Genomic DNA, 17,539 nt, shown 5'->3' on the forward strand with positions numbered 1-17,539 from the left:
TGTTATAGGCAGGAGGAGACGATTTTCGTCTCCTTTTTAAAGAAAAGGAGCAGAATATGAAACGGATATTTGTAGTGATTTCTAATGTGCTAGTCTGCTGTTTTTTTATATGGGTATTTACTATTATATCAGCTACAGTGGTCTCGCGTTATTATCCATTTGTTGCTGTGAGAGGCAATGCATCGGGTATTCAATATAAAAAAGTAGCTGAAAAGCTGACTAAGTTAGCAAATGAAACGAATAGTTTGATTGCGATACAACACTATGAGGCAGGTTCCAATGGTGATTCTGTGGTTTCATATAATCGCTTTGGCAAAGGGAAATTGCCAAGAGGTTTAGTAGAAAAAGCTGACTCCAAACAGGCAAGAGGCGTTGAATCCAATTACTTTATTTTTAGAGGAAAACTAACGATTGAGCGGTTAAAAGAGGAGCTTAACCAGTTAGGTTTAACGCACTTATCAGTGGTGAAGCCTTTTCTCCTTGGTTCATTAGCGGCTATTTTTGGCAGTGGATTTCAGTTATTGAGCTTGTTTATCTTCTTGCTTTGTTTTGCCGCTCTTAGTGTTATTAGTCAGATTCGGGCTTTGAGAACTGCGGGGATTCGGTTGATTTCAGGTGAGCATCGTTGGAAAATCTTTACTGACCCAATTAAAGAAGATTTCCTAAGTTGTTTGCTGGGAATTTTTCCTGCTCTTTTGGGTGCAGTACTTGCGACCTTTGTCTTTTCTTTTCCCTTTGCTGCATTGTACTTAATGGTTGTAGGAATATTCGTCTATAATCTACTACTATTGGGGATTTCTTTCAATTTTTGCGCTCTATTTGCGATAGGAATTAAAAAAGTTCATCTTATGCAAGTTATCAAAGGGCAGATTCCTGTCAGAGGGATCATCAGTTTGATTTTGATAGGGCAGTTAGTCGCGGTTATCATTGTTTCTTTGGGAATTAATCGAGCTTTCATCTATTCGAAAGCTTGGCAACAGCAAGAGAAAGGAAGACAAGCCTGGGCGCAGGAAAGTCGACTAGTACAGTTGACTCGCAGTCGAGATGGACTAAACATAAAACGTTCTGAGAAAATTGATCCGAAAGAGTGGCGTTGGTTCCAGTTTGTTAAGGAGGCTGTTGCCAAGCATGATGCGTTACTGAGTAAGCATAATTTAGTACAACAAGTTTTTAAACAACCGACTGAAAGACATTCAGATTGGCAGGATTACAGCCCACAGGGAAATGTTTTATTTGTCACGCCGAACTATCTCCAAAAACAAGGTATAAAACTTGATTCAGCCATAAGAGAAAAGATAAACAATTTGCAGCAAGGAGAGTTTGCTTTACTTTTGCCAGAAAGCTTGAAAGCAGAGCAAAAAAAGTACACTGTATTGTACGAAAAAGATGTATCAATGATCGCTTCTCGTCAGGGAGAAGAACAACAAAAAATGAAAGCGATAGTGTCTTATCTTCCAGTCAATCAAATGCGATTTGTGTATAATACAACCCCGATTGCTTATCAGCAATATTTAAAAGACCCCATTATAGTAGTTCTGACACCTCAGTCTACAGGAGAGCAATCTTATGAATTTTGGAGCAATGCGTTACAAAATGATCTTCTTTTGAATGGTGTAAAAGAAACACAAGAGTTGTTGCAAAAATACCAAATTTCTCACTGGGCATCTGAGTTGACTCCCGCTCGACTGGTTTACCGAAGGATAGTCGAGAAACTTCAAATTGAAATCTGGACGACAATTGCAGGAGCTGTCTTAGGAATAGTGACTTCGATTTTGCTCTTTAATACGATGAACTTACTTTATTTTGAGGAATTTCGACGAGATATTTTTATTAAACAAGTTTCTGGATTCACTTTTTGGGAATTGCATCACTCTTATTTATTGGCACAATTATTGGTGTTTTTCCTTGGGCTGTTAGCTAGTCTCTTTTTGACACAAAGCATTTGGCTGAGTTTTATAGTATTTTTGCTATTTACTGGAAATTCTGTAGTATTATTGCAGCTTCAAATGAAGAAAGAAAGTAAAATGTCTGTGATGATTTTGAAAGGGGCATAAGATGATTCGTTTAGAAAAAGTAAGTAAACAATTTGGAGAACGGCTGCTATTTTCGGATATTTCTATTGAATTTAAGGCAGGTAAAACATATGCTCTAATCGGATTAAGTGGTAGCGGCAAAACAACCTTGTTAAATATGCTGGCAAAATTAGAGAGTTATGAAGGTCAAATTATTTATCGTGGAAAGAATTTGAAACAATATAAAACCAGCGACTTTTTCCGCAAGGAACTGGGCTATCTTTTTCAAAATTTTGGTTTATTAGAAAATCAAACGATTGATGAAAATTTAAGATTAGGTTTAATTGGACAAAAGTTGAAAAAAGATGAGCGGCAAAAGAGGGAATTAGAAGCTCTAAAAAATGTAGGGTTGGACTATCTTGACTTAGGCAAAAGGATTTTTGAACTATCTGGTGGTGAGGCTCAGCGTGTTGCCTTGGCTAAAATTATCTTAAAAAATCCGCCTCTTATCTTGGCGGATGAACCAACAGCTGCCCTTGATCCTGAAACATCAAAAGATATTATGACAAGACTGATAGCTTTAAAAAATGACCATAGAGTCATTGTTATTGCAACGCATAATCCTATCATTTGGGAGATGGCAGATGAAGTTATTTCTATTCATGATTTGTAAATGTGAAATAATTTTACTTATATTGCCTTTAGCTTCTTTTGTTGAAATATGAGAGAAACAGAGAGTAGAATAAAAATTAGTAACGCGAGGGGTGTCATTTTATCGCTCTGCCTCCGCAAGAATGGCTAGGTCTGACAAAAGTTGTTACACTAATTTCAGACTATTTAGCAAATACATCTTGTAGTTTATAGTAAAAAATTAGAGGTTTGTGACAGTTGTCCTAACCTCTTTTGTAATAAAAATACGCACTAAGTTCAGAAGTCATAATAAAGTTAAATAGACAAAAATTCTTTTTGCAGACAAAGCGCAACGCCAGCTGTTGCGCCAGTGAAGTCATCGTAAGGCTCGATGATAAGTTCGGGTAAGTCTTTGAAGAGTAATTTTGGCTGTTGGGCAATTTCTTGGTAGAATGCTGCAATGACTTTGTCATCAGTCAGAATGGGGCTGTGCAGATAAATTTTCTTGGCATCAATTATCATACTGAGGTTGAGAAGGGATTGTGCCAGATACTTAAATGCCAAATGCAAGAGATTGAGGACGGATTGGTCTCCTAGGTTGTATGCCGTAAGAATAGTTTGAATCGTGATCTCTTCTTTATCTGTGACAAGTGATTTTAAATGTGTTAACTCGGCAGTTTCAAAGATGATTTTTGCTTTTTTTATCAGCCAGCTTTCACTAGCATAAGTCTGCAAACAGCCTCTGCGTCCACAACCACAGACTTCTCCGTCAGGACAAACGACGGTATGACCAATTTCGCCGATGACAATATTGCTTTTGCCGTAGATTTTGCCATTGTACATATAAGAGCAGTGCATACCCCGTGCAAAATGAAAATAGATAAAATTCTCATCCAGTTGGTAAGCAGAAAAAAGGCGCTTTGCTAGTGCCATGCAATTGACATTATTAGAAAAGTAAATTGGAAAAGAAAACTCGTTTTTAATCTTCGCTAAATCAAATTGTTTCCATGTTTGATTGTTTGTTGTAATCAAATCATTGTGCAGATATCGCCCTGGAATGGCTACTCCTACAGCCTGAATCGGATAGGATACATGTTGAGAAATGAATTGTCTCAGTAAGTGACAAAATGAATCTGCACCTTCTGACAGAATCTTTTCTGAGCTGACAGTTGCTTTCTCTTTATCAATCACATTTCCTGTATTATCACTCAACACAAAAGAAAAATACTTTTCTGATAGTTCGCAGCCGATGAAATAAGAGTGCTGTTTTTTTATACCCAAGAGGATTTTCTTTCGCCCGACTTTTGTGTGTTCTTCATCTTCCCCCAGCTCATACAGCAGGTTTTCTTGGATCAAACTTCCTGTAATCGCACTAACTGTAGCAGGAGTAATGCCCGTCTCTTTTGAAATATCAATGCGAGAAATTGGCCCCTTGGCGTAAATTTTATCTAAAATAATTGTTCGTAATTCAGCTTGTTTTTTCGTTTGATTCATTATCTACCATCCTTCCCTGCATCTATTATATATTGATTATAAAAAATTATCAAATATAAGTGAAAGCGCTTGACTTTTACGAAAAATCGTTTTAAAATATAATTAAAAAGCAAGATAAAGTTGATTTTATCTGCTGATTAATAATATATTATAACCAAAGGAGATTGTAAAGATGGACAAATTTTTACAAGAGAAGTTAATGCCCATTGCCATTAAGCTGGGAAACAATAAAGGCTTAGTGGCAATTCGGGATGGAATTACGCTTGCAGTACCATTACTGTTGATTGGTTCTTTGTTTATGGTTATTGCTAGTTTTCCTGTTCCAGGATGGGAAGCTTATTTGACAAAAATTGGGGTTTCTGCCTATCTATGGAAAGGCGTGGATAGTAGTTTTGGTCTGATTGGTTTGGTAGCCAGTTTTGGGATTGCCTACTATATGAGCCGCCAATACAAAGTGGATGGGATTCCTTCTGGGATTATCTCGCTTGCTGCCTTTATCACAGTGACACCATTCCTTGCTACTAAAACAGGAAACGGTGTTCCCACAGCATTTTTAGCTTCACAAGGTCTTTTTGTAGCAATCATTCTTGGTTTGGTAAATGGTTATATCTATCAATGGTTCATCAATCATAATGTCCAAATTAAAATGCCTGATGGTGTTCCACCGGCAGTTTCAAAAAGTTTCAGCGCCATTATTCCAGGTGCAGTGATTATCACAGGCTGGTTGTTGGTTTATGCCCTTTTAGCAAGTTTAAAACTACCAAATTTGCATGCGGTAGCTCAAACTGTTTTAGGAAAGCCGCTAGGCCTACTAGGTAATAATTTATTCGGTTTGATGATTCTAGTTGCTTTAAATAGTTCATTCTGGTTTGTTGGACTTCATGGAGGCAATGTTGTCAATGCGGTTATGAAACCATTGTGGCTTTCGAATCTCGATGCCAATAAAGTTGCTTATCAAGCAGGGGAAAAACTACCGCATATCTTTACCAGTGTCTTTATGGATAATTTTGTCTTCATTGGCGGTGGCGGCGCAACTATTGGCTTGGTATTAGCGATTGGTTATTTGGCGAAAAAGAGAAAATCAAGCAAACAAATCAAAACACTGGCACCTATTACAGTGGTTCCAGGTTTGTTCAATATCAATGAGCCAACGATGTTTGGTGTTCCAATTGTCTTAAATATCTTGCTTCTGTTCCCATTCATTTTGGCACCGATTGCGAATCTCATCGTTGCCTGGTCATCCATGGCAAGTGGTCTTGTACCGTTAACATATACTGACCCAGGTTGGACAACTCCTCCGATTATTAGTGGCTTGCTGGCAACGGGAAGTTTTAAAGCGTCTATTTTACAAGCTGTTCTTATTGTGATTGATATTTTAATCTATATTCCATTTGTAATTGCTATTGAAAAACGCTTTAAAGCAGAAGAAAATCAGTAGGGAGATGAGAATATGAAACGATTAATTAGTGCAAATCCTTCGGAAATTTTGAATATGACAGCCCAAGAGCTCAAGCAAAGCATTCAAGCGAGTGAAGGGCGGGTTGTCTTATCTGAAAATGTGGTCATTCGTGAAACCTTCATCGGAGATATCACCAATGCTGAAATTGCAAGAGCTTTCGGCGCAGATATGATTTTACTAAATTGTTTAGATGTTTTTCAGCCAGAAATATTTGGCTTAGATTGTAAAAAAGAGCAAATTGTTCACGAATTGCATCGCTTGGTGGGAGCTCCGATTGGAGTGAATTTAGAACCTGTTGATTTGGAAGCTGATATGTTGGAAGAAGTGCAAGTGATTGCTGCCGGTCGGCAAGCTAGTCAGGCTTCTTTTGAGCAAATCGAAAAATTAGGTTTTGATTTTGTCTGTTTGACAGGTAATCCAGGAACAGGAGTTAGCAATAAAGAAATTATTGATGCAGTAAAATTAGCTAAGCAGCATTTTTCAGGTTTGATTATAGCTGGGAAAATGCACGGTGCAGGGGTATCTGAGCCGGTTGCAGACATTCAGATAGCTGAACAATTATTAGAAGCTGGTGCAGATGTGATTTTGGTGCCAGCGGTTGGTACAGTTCCTGCTTTTAGTGATGAAGAAATGAGAGCTGTCGTAGATCTAGTACATAGTAAAAGAGGTTTAGTCTTAAGCGCTATTGGCACTAGCCAAGAGACGTCAGATATTGAAACAATTAAACAAATCGCACTTCGTAATAAAATTTGTGGTGTTGATATTCAACATATTGGGGATGCAGGCTATGGTGGTTTGGCAGTAGTGGATAATATTTATGCACTGAGCAATACTATTCGTGGCATTCGACATACTGTGTCACGTTTAGCAAGATCCGTTAATCGGTAGAAATGTGAGGATGAGTGAAAATGGAGAAAAAAAGATTTTCACTGGTAATACTATTAACCGTGTGCTGTATGTTGTTTGCATCCCATAAGGTCTTTGCAGACACAAATCTCGTAAAGAATTGGGATTTTGAACAGGGTGAAGCCGGCTGGACTTCCAGAAATAAAGGTGAAATTAGTTCTAAAGTCAGCTATGGTAACGGGAAATATTCAGGTGTAGTTCCTGCAACGGCAATTACAAATAATAAAGCCAGTGGCTACATTGGGCAAGTTATTGATGTAAAACCAAATACAACGTACACTGTTTCAGCTTATGCTAAAACAGATACGGAAGGAGCTATAGGTTATTTTACAGCGAGATGGTTTGACAATAATACGCAAGGAGAACTTGTGAAAAACTCTTCAGGAGTAGCAGTTGATCAGAATGTCAACACGACTCGCTGGAAAAAATATACCTTTACTTTTCATTCTGGGAGTCATCGCAAAGTATTACTCCAATTGGTAAAATGGTCAGATGATGAAAGAACGAAAAAGTCTAACATATACATTGATAATGTTGAAATGAAAGCCCAGTCTAATCAACAAAGCTATAAAGAAATTTGGCGTGATGATTTTGATGGCACAGAACTAGATAAGACAAATTGGGGTTATGAATTAGGCTCAATTCGAGGCTTCGAACAACAACATTACGTTAGAAGCAAAGAGAATGTCTTCTTGCGAGATGGCAATCTTATCTTAAGAGCAACCAATCGTGCTCCCGAAGATCAATATGCAAATCCGCGTAATAAAAGCCGCAAGGTTATTTACAATTCTGGCAGCGTGAGAACGCATGGAAAGAAAGAATTCCTCTATGGTCGTCTTGAGGTACGCGCGAAACTTCCGAAAGGTCAAGGAGTTTTTCCGGCATTTTGGACTCTGGGTTCAGATTTTACATTAGATGGCAAGATTCATTCAGCTCAAGGGCATGGTTGGCCTTCAACTGGTGAAATTGATATCATGGAATTAGTTGGAGAACAAAATCCGCTCTCCAGAGGAAATCGTACAGTTTACCAAACACTTCATTATGGTCAAAGAGAAAAAGATAATGGGAAATTTGCTGGAAATGGTACGGCCTACAGTCTTCCTAATGGGACTTTTAATGATGATTATCATACATTTGCGATTGACTGGTATAAAGATCACATTGATTGGTTAGTAGATAATAAAGTGGTTCGTTCAGTTCGTTATAGCGATGATGAAACTGCTAGAAAAATCTTGAACAAACCACAATTTGCCCAATTAAACTTAGCAATGGGTGGTGATTGGCCAGGACCAGTTGGTCAAAACTTAGCAGGTACTGAATTTGCTATAGACTATGTTTCATACTCTCGCAATGCGGAGCAAGAAAAACAAGCGCAAGAATATTATGCGAATGCTCCTAAGTTAAATGGCGTTCGCAATGTGACTATTTCAAAAGGTCAAATTCCTGACTTATTAAAGGGAATTACTGCAACACCAGGTTATCAGGTGGATTACTCAATTGACAATGAGCAGTCATTCCAAGATAAGGGTGGTAACACTTCGGTTGATTTATTGGTAAAAGGGCAAGCTGAAAAAAATAAAATTGCGCAATTGAAACCAGGAGTGTATAATATTCACTATAGCGCTTATTCGTCAAATATGACTTATGAATCAAAAGTTGCTAGAAAAACGGTGACTTTGACAATTACTGAATAGAAAGGAATAAAAAACCATGGCTAAAATAACCATTATGTTGGCATGTGCTGCAGGTATGAGTACCAGCTTGCTTGTTACAAAAATGCAAGCTGCAGCCGATGAAAAAGGATTAGATGCAGAAATTTTTGCAGTTCCAGCACCAGAAGTAGATGATATCCTTTCTGAGAAGAAAGTAGATGTCTTGTTATTGGGCCCGCAAGTGCGCTATCTTTTAGATCAATTTACAGAAAAGTTAGCTCAAAAGAATATCCCAGTTGGAGTTATCCCAATGGTGGATTATGGCATGATGAACGGTTCAAAGGTGCTAGCGTTAGCTGAGGAACTGATCGGAGGCTAGAAGGTTGATATGGAAAATTCAAATTTAGAAAGTATCATGTCCCTCATTATGTATGGTGGCGAGGCGAAGAGCAATGCTTTTGAAGCGATTCAAAAAGCTAAAAAAGGCCTTTTTGAAGAAGCACGTGAAAAGTTAAAAGCAGCAGATGAGGCATTAGTTTTAGCACACAAGTCACAGACAGAAATGCTGACACAGGAAGCTCAAGGTGAAAAAATTGAGTTTAGTCTTTTAATGGTGCATGCTCAAGATCATTTGATGACTAGTTTAACTTTTATTGATTTGGCAAAAGAAGTTGTTGATATACATGAACGTCTAAGCAAGATATGACTGAAGTGATTGAGACGAAAACCTCTTTACCTTGGTAGAGCAGAAAAGTGCTTTACCAAGGTTTTTTGTTTGAAGAGGTTTATCCCTACAGCTTTCTATACACAGAAAATATTTAAAAATATGATTTCAAATTGTAAAATGCAAGCTTGACAAAAAAATCTAAAAGTAGTATTATTTCATTACCGACGACATAGTCTATAAGGAGTTGGATCATGGAAAGAAAAAGATTAAGTAAAGAAAAAAGAAGAAAACAGATTAAAGAGATTGCCTTGAAACTTTTTGTGGACAAAGGGTATTCAAAAATTACTATGGAAGAAATAGTACAGACAGTAGGGATATCCAAAGGTGGAATGTACCATCATTTTTCCAATAAAGAGGAGATTTTCTTAGAACTTTTAAGAGATGGTGATGAGTATAGAAAAGATATTGTGCAAAAATCTATGAGGGAAAATTTATTAAGTCGAAGAGACAAAATTGTGGACATTTTGTTGGAAAGAATCTTGGATAAAAATCCGTATAAAGATTTATACACTGTATTTCTTATAGAGATGCAGGGAAATGATAAATTTAAAATGTTATTTGAAAAAATATATGACGAAAGTCATGATAACTTTGTGGAATTTATTAAAAAGGAAGGATTGGAGGAATACAATGCAATAAGTAATCGTGAATTTACTTTTTTGATGAACTGTTTGTATATGGGCATTTATCTGTTTGATAATGTCGATAGAGCAAAACTGAAAGAGATGCTTAAGCTTATGTTTGAGGCTTATCTAACATAATTCTAGTTAGAGACTATATTTAAACTTTAAAGGCGTGAAGAAATGTTTGAAAGGAAAAACATGTGAATAAAGAAAAAGAAATGATATTAAATGAAGATTTATGGAAAGTTTGTTATAAGCTTTCACTACCGGCTATTATTGCCATGATTTTATATGGGTTAAACGTCATTTTTGATGGAATATTTGTAGGTAGATTAGTAGGAGAGACAGCATTTGCTGGAATATCCATCGTTTATCCTCTTACACAATTGAGTCTAGGATTAGGTTCATTAGTAGGTGTAGGAGCGGGTTCTTACCTCAGTATTTTATTAGGTGAAGATGACAAGAACACTCAGGGAAAAATTGTCGGAAATGCAAATTTGATTTCCATAGTAGTTACAGTGATTATAATGTTTTTCGGGTTCGTGTTTATGACACCTTTACTCACATCCATCGGAGCTGAAGGAGAGGCCTTGTCCTACGCTGTGACTTACTTCAGGATTACCCTGATAGGGAGTTTCTTTTGGATTATAGGTCTTGCATACAATATGATAGTAAGAGCTGAGGGCAAGATGCAGACAGCTGCCATTATGATGGGAATAGGTCTTGTGGTGAATATCATATCAAATTATATATTGATGAAGGTTTTCAATATGGGTGTCGCTGGAGCGGCATGGGGTACAAATATAGGTATGTTTGTTTATGCGTTCTTATTTGTAACCTATTGCAAGAAGGGAAAAGCGAGTTTTAATGCAAATATATTTACCATAAGAGCCGATAGAGAAATAATCAAAAAAATTATTTCTTTAGGAATGCCATCACTTATTATGAGTGTAATGGGTATTATACAAGGCGTGATTATTCTAAGGGCATTGAAAGCCTATGGAAGTGAGCTTGATATTACTTTTTATGGAGCTGTATTTAGGATATTTAATTTTTCTCTTACACCTATTTATGGACTTATGAGAGCGTTGCAACCGGTGGCAGGTATAAATTACGGAGCTGAAAAATACGAAAGAAGTATAAGTTCGTTTAAAATATTTTCTTTTGTAGCATTAATCATCATGTTGCCATTTTGGCTTTTTTCGATGATTAGTCCAGAGCTTGTTTTAGGAAGTATGTTGCCGCAAGTCAATTTTGACTCTAGCTATATTTTCAGTTTCAGAATATTTATGTCAATTGCTCCACTGCTTTCTGTTACTATGACAGCCATGACCTTCTGGCCGTCAATAAAAAAAGCCACTCCTGCAATGGCAATCGGACTTGGGAGACAGTTGTTTTTGTATATTCCTCTTATGATTGTATTACCAAAAATTTTTGGTATCCAGTCCATATACATAGGATCATTTGTGATAGATATATGTCTCTCGGTAATTGTAATAGTGGTATTGTCTAAAGATTTTAAAGATTTGAGGCAACTTAAAACTATGAAGTAATTTGTTTCTAAAAAGGTTATAGTTTGCTTAAATTGATTAGGAAAGAGAACGATTTATAGTTAGTATAAATAGACTCCTTGTTAATTATAGTGGGAAAGTTATAATTAAATATGAGAGAATCAGATTGGTTCTCTCTTTTGTGATATTCAAAACAAGTTGTGTTCCATCTTCAAGTGGCTAATTTCATTTTAGAACTTTCGTTGGTTTCGATTTAATAATGGTTTTTAAAAGTTCTAGAAATCGTTTATAATGAAATGAAGTTGCGCTATCCTAACTTATGGATTGTTAGTGGTCATGTAGGCAAATACGAAATAGAAAGTAGGGGGACTACTTTCTATTTGATGTATGTTTAGGTTTTTTGTCACGGTTGTTAAATATTTATATGTGCAAAATAGCCTAAAAATTAAAAGAGAGCTATTATGGCAAAAGATTATACTGACTTAGTTCAGGAATTGTTGTTCGTGTTGGTGGGAAGGAAAATATTATCAAGTTAGTACATTGGGATGCGTCTGCGCTTTTCTCTGAAACCTGAGGGAATGGTAGATACGGTTTAAGCATTATTTTATACATTCAAAATGGCTTTAGTTTAACCGGGCAGAAAATTGTTTTCCTAACCAAAGTGCAAAAAATAGGTTGACGATAACGATAAGAATACCAATGAGACTGAAAACAAGAAGTTCAATTGTGTTGACATGAAGTAAAGCGGTGGTTTTCCAAATGATGATACTGCTAACCGGTAAACACAGGATAGAGGTTGCAAGCGCTGGTATATAGCGCCTAAGCCAGATAGCTTGCAGGATATGAAGCACCAGATGAAGAGCGAAAGCGACGAATCCACCCAACCAGATGAGGTAAAGGAAGCGAGTATGGTAAAAAAGAGCCAAGAAAGCGACAAAGAGCACCACGACAAATTCCTCTGCCACAGCTAGTGCGAACCCTTCTGTGGATAAGTCTTTGTGGGTCTTTAGAATGGCCGTGGCTTTTTTGGCCAGTAGCCGCTCATTCCGCTGTAGCCATGGTATGAAACCAATGATTTCTTCTAAATCATGAAAAATGAAAAGCAGTGGAAATAACCAGATAATATCTTTCATGGAGTCCCTCCTTGTTATTTTTTACGATATTGACTAGGAGTTAGTTGGTAATACTTTTTAAACTGCCGATTGAAGTTAGAGAGGTTGTTAAAGCCAGATTGGGCAGCAATTTCTAGGACGGGTAAGGTAGAATGCTGCAAGAGTTCAGCCGCTTTTCGCAAGCGAAATTGAATTACATATTCTATACAAGACACCCCCAAATGTTTCTTAAAGAAATTCATGAAATGCGTATCGCTGTAACTACAAATTTTGGCAAGTTGGTCAATAGTGATTTCTTCTTGATAATGAGCGCTGATATAGTCAATAATGGTACGGATTTTTTCTTCCTTGCGATAGCCTTCTAAGGTTTGCTCTTTTGAAATGACATAACCATTTTCAAATAAAAGATAAAAGAGTTGATTGAGCTGGGCTTTGAGTTGAAATTCAAAATATTTTGTGCGATAATAGCCTATTTTCATAGCATCAAGTAAACATTGCCGAATGTCTGTATAGGCTGGTTGATTAGGCTTGATGACGTGTACAAAATCTAATTGTCCATTGTAAAGTGGCTGCAAATAGTTAATACTGGCTTGGTCCATAGTAGAATAGCCCATCAAATCCAAATGAAAGTTGAGAGCATCCATGTAATGGCGGCGATTTTCAATCGGGTGAATCGAGTGAAGAGCATTGGGACGAATAAGGATAATATCACCTGCTTCACTATTAAAGTAATCATAATCAATGTGAAACTGTGCTGTCCCCTCATGGACGTAAATCAGTTCAATATCCGTATGCCAATGAAAGAGAATGTCTGGTTGACCATTTCGGGTAATGGTTCGTGTGAGAGAGTACGGAGTACCTTGGTTTTTGTAAACGATATCTTTATGTAATGTTCCCAGATCCATAAGTGTTGCCTCTTTCGTAGAATAATAGCAATTTATAGAAGAATTGTGTTAGAAAATATTCTTTCTTAAGATTATAATATAATTGAGTAAAAAATAAAAGAGGTAGAAGCCATGGGTAAATTTCCAACAGATTTTCTTTGGGGTGGTGCAACCGCTGCTAATCAATATGAAGGTGCTTATAATTTGGATGGTAAAGGTCTTTCGGTTCAAGATGTGACGCCAAAAGGTGGTCTATCGTCTAACGTGGGTGATCTCAATCCTTTAATTACAGATAAGCCAACAGCTGACAACCTCAAATTGGAAGGAATTGACTTTTATCATCGTTACAAAGAAGATATTGCCCTTTTTGCAGAAATGGGCTTCAAGGTTTATCGTACTTCTATTGCTTGGTCACGAATTTTTCCAAATGGCGATGAAACGGAGCCAAATGAAGCAGGGCTAAAGTTTTATGACGACCTTTTTGATGAATTGGCCAAATATAACATTGAACCTTTAGTGACTTTATCGCATTATGAAACACCTTTGCATTTGGCGCGTCAATATAATGGTTGGGCAAATCGTGATTTGATTGGCTTTTATGAGCGCTATGTTCGTACTGTCTTTACTCGTTACAAAGACAAGGTGAACTATTGGTTGACCTTTAATGAAATCAACTCTGTTTTACATGCACCGTTTATGAGTGGAGGGATTGCAACTCCAGTAGAAGAATTGTCCAAACAAGATCTTTATCAAGCTGTTCATCACGAACTAGTGGCATCAGCTCTTGCAACTAAAATTGGGCATGAAATCAATCCAGATTTTAAGATTGGGTGTATGGTGCTAGCCATGCCGGCTTATCCAATGACGCCAAAACCAGAGGATGTACTGGCTGCCCGTGAGTTTGAAAATCAAAATTATCTCTTTTCAGATATTCATGTGCGTGGTAAATATCCAGCTTATATGAACCGCTTCTTCAAAGAAAATGACATTGAGATCCAATTTGTACCAGGTGATAAAGAATTGATGGCAGAGCATACCGTGGATTTCATCTCCTTCTCTTATTACATGAGCGTAGTTGCTGCGCATGACCCAGAAAGTTATTCTTCTGGGAAAGGAAACGTTCTAGGAGGTCTACAAAATCCTTATTTAACAGCTTCAGAATGGGGGTGGCAAATTGATCCAATTGGTCTGCGTTTGGTTCTCAATGCTTTCTATGACCGTTACCAATTACCACTCTTTATCGTAGAAAATGGTCTTGGGGCTAAGGATGTTTTGATAGATGGTCCTAATGGTCCAACTGTTGAAGATGACTATCGCATTGATTATCTGCAACAGCATTTACAACAGGTTGGTGAAGCCATTGAGGATGGCGTTGAACTCTGGGGTTACACCACTTGGGGCTGTATTGACCTTGTGTCTGCTTCAACAGCTCAGATGAGTAAACGCTACGGATTTATCTTTGTTGATCGAAATGATGATGGGACAGGAACTTTAGCTCGCTACAAGAAGAAATCATTTGATTGGTATAAAGAAGTTATTGCAACGAACGGAGAAAAACTCTATGAAGATTGAACATGCAGCCCTTTATGTTCGAGATTTAGAAGGGGCTAAACGCTTCTTTGAAACGTATTTTGAAGCAAAAAGTAACCAGCTTTACCATAATCAGAAAACAGGTTTTCAGTCTTACTTCCTCAGCTTTGACGAAGGAGCAAGATTGGAAATCATGACCCGAAAGGAAGGTTTAGCAGATAACAACCAAGAGCTTCTCTTTTTGGGCTATCATCATTTGGCTTTTAGTCTAGGAAGCAGAGAAAAGGTAGATGAATTGACAGCTAGGCTCCAAGCAGATGGTTATCAACTTTTAAGCGGTCCACGCCTGACAGGTGATGGTTACTATGAAAGCTGCATTCTAGGTTTAGAAGGCAATCAGATTGAATTGACAGTATAATTTGATAAATTTGCTTCTTATAAATAGAAAGTGGTACAAAAATCAGTCATTCGAAGAATTTGATTTTTCAGCAAGTTCTAGTTTCTAGTTGCTGATCTAAAACACCTCTGCACAGTTGGTTAGGATAGTTGTTATCACCGATATAGCAAGGGGTAAGGCTATCCTAACAACCACTGCGTCTTGCAAGCTAAACGATAAAATGCATGAGGCTGGGAACTTCTGTCCCAGTCTCCTTTTTCGTGTTAAACAGATGAACTGAAAGTTGTAACATAGATATCAGGTGGAAAATATCTCAGTGCAGCTCTCTGCTGTTTTTGCTTTAAAAATTTGCCAAATAGAGCAATCATTTTTACTTTACTCTTTTTCAGTCGTATTTATTGCCAAAGACCAAAAAAGACAAACCTCAAAAAGAAGTTTGTTTTCGCGTTTTTGTCAGTGTTCGCTAAATAGTCATGTGCTTGCAGTTTAACCCCAAAATTTCTTAGCGATTTCTTGGCCTTGTTTGATTTTAGCCCATTGCTGCGGGATAGCCAACTCATTGCCAGAATCACAAGAAGCAAAACCGCATTGATGTGACAGCAGCAAACGTTCCTTAGGCAAAATGGTGCTGGCTTGTTCTAATAACTTGAGAACACGTTCTTCATCATCAAGATCAGTTGTCTTACTGGAAAGGAGTCCAAGAACAACCTCAGCATCTTTATCTTTAAGAGAAGCAAGAGCCTTCAAATCACCTGAGACGTCACTGTCCCATTCTAAGAAGAAGCGGTCATAGTGTTGATCACGCAAGAATTTTTCCGCAATCGCTTCATAAGTTCCGCCTGAGGCAGAACGGCTTTCATAATTTCCGCGGCAGTTATGTGTCCAAACTTTGAGTCCTAATTGATGCCCGTAATCAGCTACCTCGTTATTGATCGCAATGAATTCATCAGCTAAATCAGCCAGCGCAGCATTGCCATCAGCAAAAAACGAAGCAGGATTTGATTCATCAAAAAGTTCCCAAAGGCAATCATCAAACTGGATAATCTCACCGCCAGCTTCCTTGTATTCTGTCAAGAATTCCTTGTAGGCCTTGATAAGACCAGCTTTTAATTCGTCATTGGTTTTGTAAATTTGCCCTTCACCAGCAAGTTTATCAAAGATAGTCAGTTCAGTATAAGCATGCGCAGGTCCCCAAATCGTTAATTTTGTTTGCCTATCACCAGCTTCTTCCTTGAGCAGTTTGTAAATATCTAAAAAATGATGATTTTTACCTGAAAGTGGCTGGGTAATGCGAATACCGATGTCTTTACGTGTTTCGTACTGTCCGCCATCATGGTCTTTAAAAGTGTAGCCGTGGTCTGCAATGTAACGTTCAATACCTTTAAGTCCCCAAATAAAATCTAAATGCCACATGGACTTAGAATATTCACCATCTGTCAAAATATCAATACCGTTTGCCTTTTCATCAGCAATGACCTTTTTAATCTCTGCTGTTTCTGTTTCACGATAACCCGGAAAACTATCATAAAAAGGATACTGAATGTCATCACGATGTTCAATTTTATTTTTATAGTCAAGCAGATCAGCTGGACGAAGAAGAGATCCAACAAGTTGGAATTTTGATTGTGTCATGTACATGCCTCTTTCTAGATTTCTTGCTTTTTATTGTACAAAAGCTGAGCACTTTTGAAAAATAGTTAATTTAGAGAAAAGCATATAGTTTTAAACTATAACTAAAAAGACAGTTTTTGCCTAAACACAAACGCCTTCTCCTCATAGAAATGAAAAAGCAGTTTTCCCTATCTCCGCCTTTTTTGGTAAAATAGAAGAAAAAACAAGGAGCAACTTATAACCGATGCGCGATAACCATTTACACACCCATTTTTCCTATGATTCTGACGCTAGCTTTGAGGACTACCTGACTCACTATGATGGGGAAATCGTCACAACTGAGCACTACGACCTGTCCAACCCCTACACTCAGCAGGATGATGTGCCTGATTATGAGGCTTATTCTAAAGAAATAGCCGAGCTTAATGCGAAATACGGCAACTGCATCAAGCGAGGCATTGAAATTGGCTATTACCAGCCCCGTGAAGCGGACATTCTCAGCTTCCTAGCTGACAAGGACTATGATTTGAAATTGCTCTCCGTCCATCACAACGGCGTCAATGATTATCTGGATGATGAAGTGGCAGATATGGACAAAGAAACCATTATCCAAGAATACCTAGACAAGCTGGAATACGCCATCGGGCGCGTGGAAGCTGATGTGCTGGCGCATTTCGACTATGGCTTTCGCTTGTTTGACCTGACGGTTGATGAATTAAAGACTCATGAAGCCCAGCTGCGCCGCATTTTCCACAAGATGATCGACCACAACCTAGCCTTTGAACTCAACAGCAAGTCCATGTACCTCTATGGACACGAGCATCTCTACCGCTATGCCTTAGGCCTAGTCAAAAACTTAGGTTGTCGCAAATACTCCATCGGATCCGACGGTCACAAACTCGAACACTTCCGACTGGCCTTTGACAAAATTCAAGACATCTTAGATGAGTATGGAATTGAAGAGGGGGAGATAATTTAAAAAGCAGTGGTG

The 17,539-nt window shown here is 37.8% G+C and carries 16 protein-coding genes; 12 read left to right on the plus strand and 4 right to left on the minus strand.

The window, feature by feature from the left end; all coding sequences use genetic code 11:
- Positions 1 to 56: 56 nt before the first annotated feature.
- Positions 57 to 2,054: a bacteriocin-associated integral membrane family protein gene (locus PCY10_RS08785; protein ID WP_021002412.1), complete on the plus strand. Its 1,998-nt coding sequence runs from the start codon at positions 57 to 59 to the stop codon at positions 2,052 to 2,054.
- Position 2,055: 1 nt separating this feature from the next.
- The gene (locus tag PCY10_RS08790) at positions 2,056 to 2,685 is read left to right on the plus strand and encodes a putative bacteriocin export ABC transporter (protein WP_003077437.1); all 630 of its coding nucleotides are present in this window, start codon (positions 2,056 to 2,058) and stop codon (positions 2,683 to 2,685) included.
- A gap of 272 nt (positions 2,686 to 2,957) precedes the next feature.
- Here the strand turns inward: PCY10_RS08790 and PCY10_RS08795 are convergent, their stop codons facing one another.
- The gene (locus PCY10_RS08795; RefSeq protein WP_021002413.1) at positions 2,958 to 4,136 is read right to left on the minus strand and encodes an ROK family transcriptional regulator; all 1,179 of its coding nucleotides are present in this window, start codon (positions 4,134 to 4,136) and stop codon (positions 2,958 to 2,960) included.
- A gap of 172 nt (positions 4,137 to 4,308) precedes the next feature.
- Between PCY10_RS08795 and PCY10_RS08800 the strand changes: the two genes are divergently transcribed.
- From PCY10_RS08800 to PCY10_RS08830, 7 genes are all read left to right on the plus strand, one after another.
- Positions 4,309 to 5,574 (plus strand): PTS sugar transporter subunit IIC, encoded by a 1,266-nt coding sequence (locus PCY10_RS08800; protein WP_003074590.1) that lies wholly within the window; start codon positions 4,309 to 4,311, stop codon positions 5,572 to 5,574.
- Between the two features lie 12 nt (positions 5,575 to 5,586).
- Entirely contained in the window at positions 5,587 to 6,483 is an 897-nt protein-coding gene (locus PCY10_RS08805; protein WP_003074588.1) for a PEP phosphonomutase, read from the plus strand.
- Between the two features lie 20 nt (positions 6,484 to 6,503).
- A complete protein-coding gene (locus PCY10_RS08810) occupies positions 6,504 to 8,195 on the plus strand; it encodes a family 16 glycosylhydrolase (RefSeq protein WP_301559002.1) in 1,692 nt (563 codons plus the stop codon).
- Positions 8,196 to 8,211: 16 nt separating this feature from the next.
- The gene (locus PCY10_RS08815) at positions 8,212 to 8,532 is read left to right on the plus strand and encodes a PTS sugar transporter subunit IIB (protein WP_003074583.1); all 321 of its coding nucleotides are present in this window, start codon (positions 8,212 to 8,214) and stop codon (positions 8,530 to 8,532) included.
- Between the two features lie 9 nt (positions 8,533 to 8,541).
- Positions 8,542 to 8,859, plus strand: a complete 318-nt coding sequence (locus tag PCY10_RS08820; RefSeq protein WP_009567927.1) for a PTS lactose/cellobiose transporter subunit IIA — start codon at positions 8,542 to 8,544, stop codon at positions 8,857 to 8,859.
- Between the two features lie 212 nt (positions 8,860 to 9,071).
- Positions 9,072 to 9,641: a TetR/AcrR family transcriptional regulator gene (locus tag PCY10_RS08825; RefSeq protein WP_021002415.1), complete on the plus strand. Its 570-nt coding sequence runs from the start codon at positions 9,072 to 9,074 to the stop codon at positions 9,639 to 9,641.
- 62 nt (positions 9,642 to 9,703) lie between these two features.
- Positions 9,704 to 11,056 (plus strand): MATE family efflux transporter, encoded by a 1,353-nt coding sequence (locus PCY10_RS08830; protein WP_301559003.1) that lies wholly within the window; start codon positions 9,704 to 9,706, stop codon positions 11,054 to 11,056.
- A 581-nt stretch (positions 11,057 to 11,637) separates the two neighbouring features.
- Here PCY10_RS08830 and PCY10_RS08835 read toward each other — a convergent pair.
- Positions 11,638 to 12,147 carry an HXXEE domain-containing protein gene (locus tag PCY10_RS08835; RefSeq protein WP_117276841.1) on the minus strand — a complete coding sequence of 170 codons (510 nt, stop codon included), beginning with the start codon at positions 12,145 to 12,147 and terminating at the stop codon, positions 11,638 to 11,640.
- Between the two features lie 14 nt (positions 12,148 to 12,161).
- Positions 12,162 to 13,031 (minus strand): AraC family transcriptional regulator, encoded by an 870-nt coding sequence (locus PCY10_RS08840; RefSeq protein WP_003077609.1) that lies wholly within the window; start codon positions 13,029 to 13,031, stop codon positions 12,162 to 12,164.
- 111 nt (positions 13,032 to 13,142) lie between these two features.
- Between PCY10_RS08840 and PCY10_RS08845 the strand changes: the two genes are divergently transcribed.
- A complete protein-coding gene (locus tag PCY10_RS08845; protein ID WP_301559004.1) occupies positions 13,143 to 14,582 on the plus strand; it encodes a glycoside hydrolase family 1 protein in 1,440 nt (479 codons plus the stop codon).
- Positions 14,572 to 14,958: a VOC family protein gene (locus PCY10_RS08850; RefSeq protein ID WP_301559005.1), complete on the plus strand. Its 387-nt coding sequence runs from the start codon at positions 14,572 to 14,574 to the stop codon at positions 14,956 to 14,958. Before PCY10_RS08845 ends, PCY10_RS08850 begins: the two co-directional genes overlap by 11 nt.
- Positions 14,959 to 15,423: 465 nt before the next feature.
- Here the strand turns inward: PCY10_RS08850 and PCY10_RS08855 are convergent, their stop codons facing one another.
- Entirely contained in the window at positions 15,424 to 16,569 is a 1,146-nt protein-coding gene (locus PCY10_RS08855) for a cobalamin-independent methionine synthase II family protein (RefSeq protein WP_301559006.1), read from the minus strand.
- A 223-nt stretch (positions 16,570 to 16,792) separates the two neighbouring features.
- Here PCY10_RS08855 and PCY10_RS08860 point away from each other — a divergent pair, with 223 nt between their 5' ends.
- On the plus strand, positions 16,793 to 17,527 hold the full coding sequence (locus PCY10_RS08860) for a histidinol-phosphatase (RefSeq protein ID WP_021002422.1): 735 nt from the start codon (positions 16,793 to 16,795) through the stop codon (positions 17,525 to 17,527).
- Positions 17,528 to 17,539 lie beyond the last annotated feature (12 nt).

Source organism: Streptococcus sp. SI1, from assembly GCF_030439945.1.
GTDB lineage: Bacteria > Bacillota > Bacilli > Lactobacillales > Streptococcaceae > Streptococcus > Streptococcus intermedius.

What these genes read in the sequence shown, in the direction of transcription:
- PCY10_RS08785 (WP_021002412.1), top strand. Translation starts at nt 57, where the DNA reads ATGAAACGGATATTTGTAGTGATTTCTAATGTGCTAGTCTGCTGTTTT.
- PCY10_RS08790 (WP_003077437.1), top strand. Translation starts at nt 2,056, where the DNA reads ATGATTCGTTTAGAAAAAGTAAGTAAACAATTTGGAGAACGGCTGCTA.
- PCY10_RS08795 (WP_021002413.1), bottom strand. Translation starts at nt 4,136, where the DNA reads ATGAATCAAACGAAAAAACAAGCTGAATTACGAACAATTATTTTAGAT.
- PCY10_RS08800 (WP_003074590.1), top strand. Translation starts at nt 4,309, where the DNA reads ATGGACAAATTTTTACAAGAGAAGTTAATGCCCATTGCCATTAAGCTG.
- PCY10_RS08805 (WP_003074588.1), top strand. Translation starts at nt 5,587, where the DNA reads ATGAAACGATTAATTAGTGCAAATCCTTCGGAAATTTTGAATATGACA.
- PCY10_RS08810 (WP_301559002.1), top strand. Translation starts at nt 6,504, where the DNA reads ATGGAGAAAAAAAGATTTTCACTGGTAATACTATTAACCGTGTGCTGT.
- PCY10_RS08815 (WP_003074583.1), top strand. Translation starts at nt 8,212, where the DNA reads ATGGCTAAAATAACCATTATGTTGGCATGTGCTGCAGGTATGAGTACC.
- PCY10_RS08820 (WP_009567927.1), top strand. Translation starts at nt 8,542, where the DNA reads ATGGAAAATTCAAATTTAGAAAGTATCATGTCCCTCATTATGTATGGT.
- PCY10_RS08825 (WP_021002415.1), top strand. Translation starts at nt 9,072, where the DNA reads ATGGAAAGAAAAAGATTAAGTAAAGAAAAAAGAAGAAAACAGATTAAA.
- PCY10_RS08835 (WP_117276841.1), bottom strand. Translation starts at nt 12,147, where the DNA reads ATGAAAGATATTATCTGGTTATTTCCACTGCTTTTCATTTTTCATGAT.
- PCY10_RS08840 (WP_003077609.1), bottom strand. Translation starts at nt 13,031, where the DNA reads ATGGATCTGGGAACATTACATAAAGATATCGTTTACAAAAACCAAGGT.
- PCY10_RS08845 (WP_301559004.1), top strand. Translation starts at nt 13,143, where the DNA reads ATGGGTAAATTTCCAACAGATTTTCTTTGGGGTGGTGCAACCGCTGCT.
- PCY10_RS08850 (WP_301559005.1), top strand. Translation starts at nt 14,572, where the DNA reads ATGAAGATTGAACATGCAGCCCTTTATGTTCGAGATTTAGAAGGGGCT.
- PCY10_RS08855 (WP_301559006.1), bottom strand. Translation starts at nt 16,569, where the DNA reads ATGACACAATCAAAATTCCAACTTGTTGGATCTCTTCTTCGTCCAGCT.
- PCY10_RS08860 (WP_021002422.1), top strand. Translation starts at nt 16,793, where the DNA reads ATGCGCGATAACCATTTACACACCCATTTTTCCTATGATTCTGACGCT.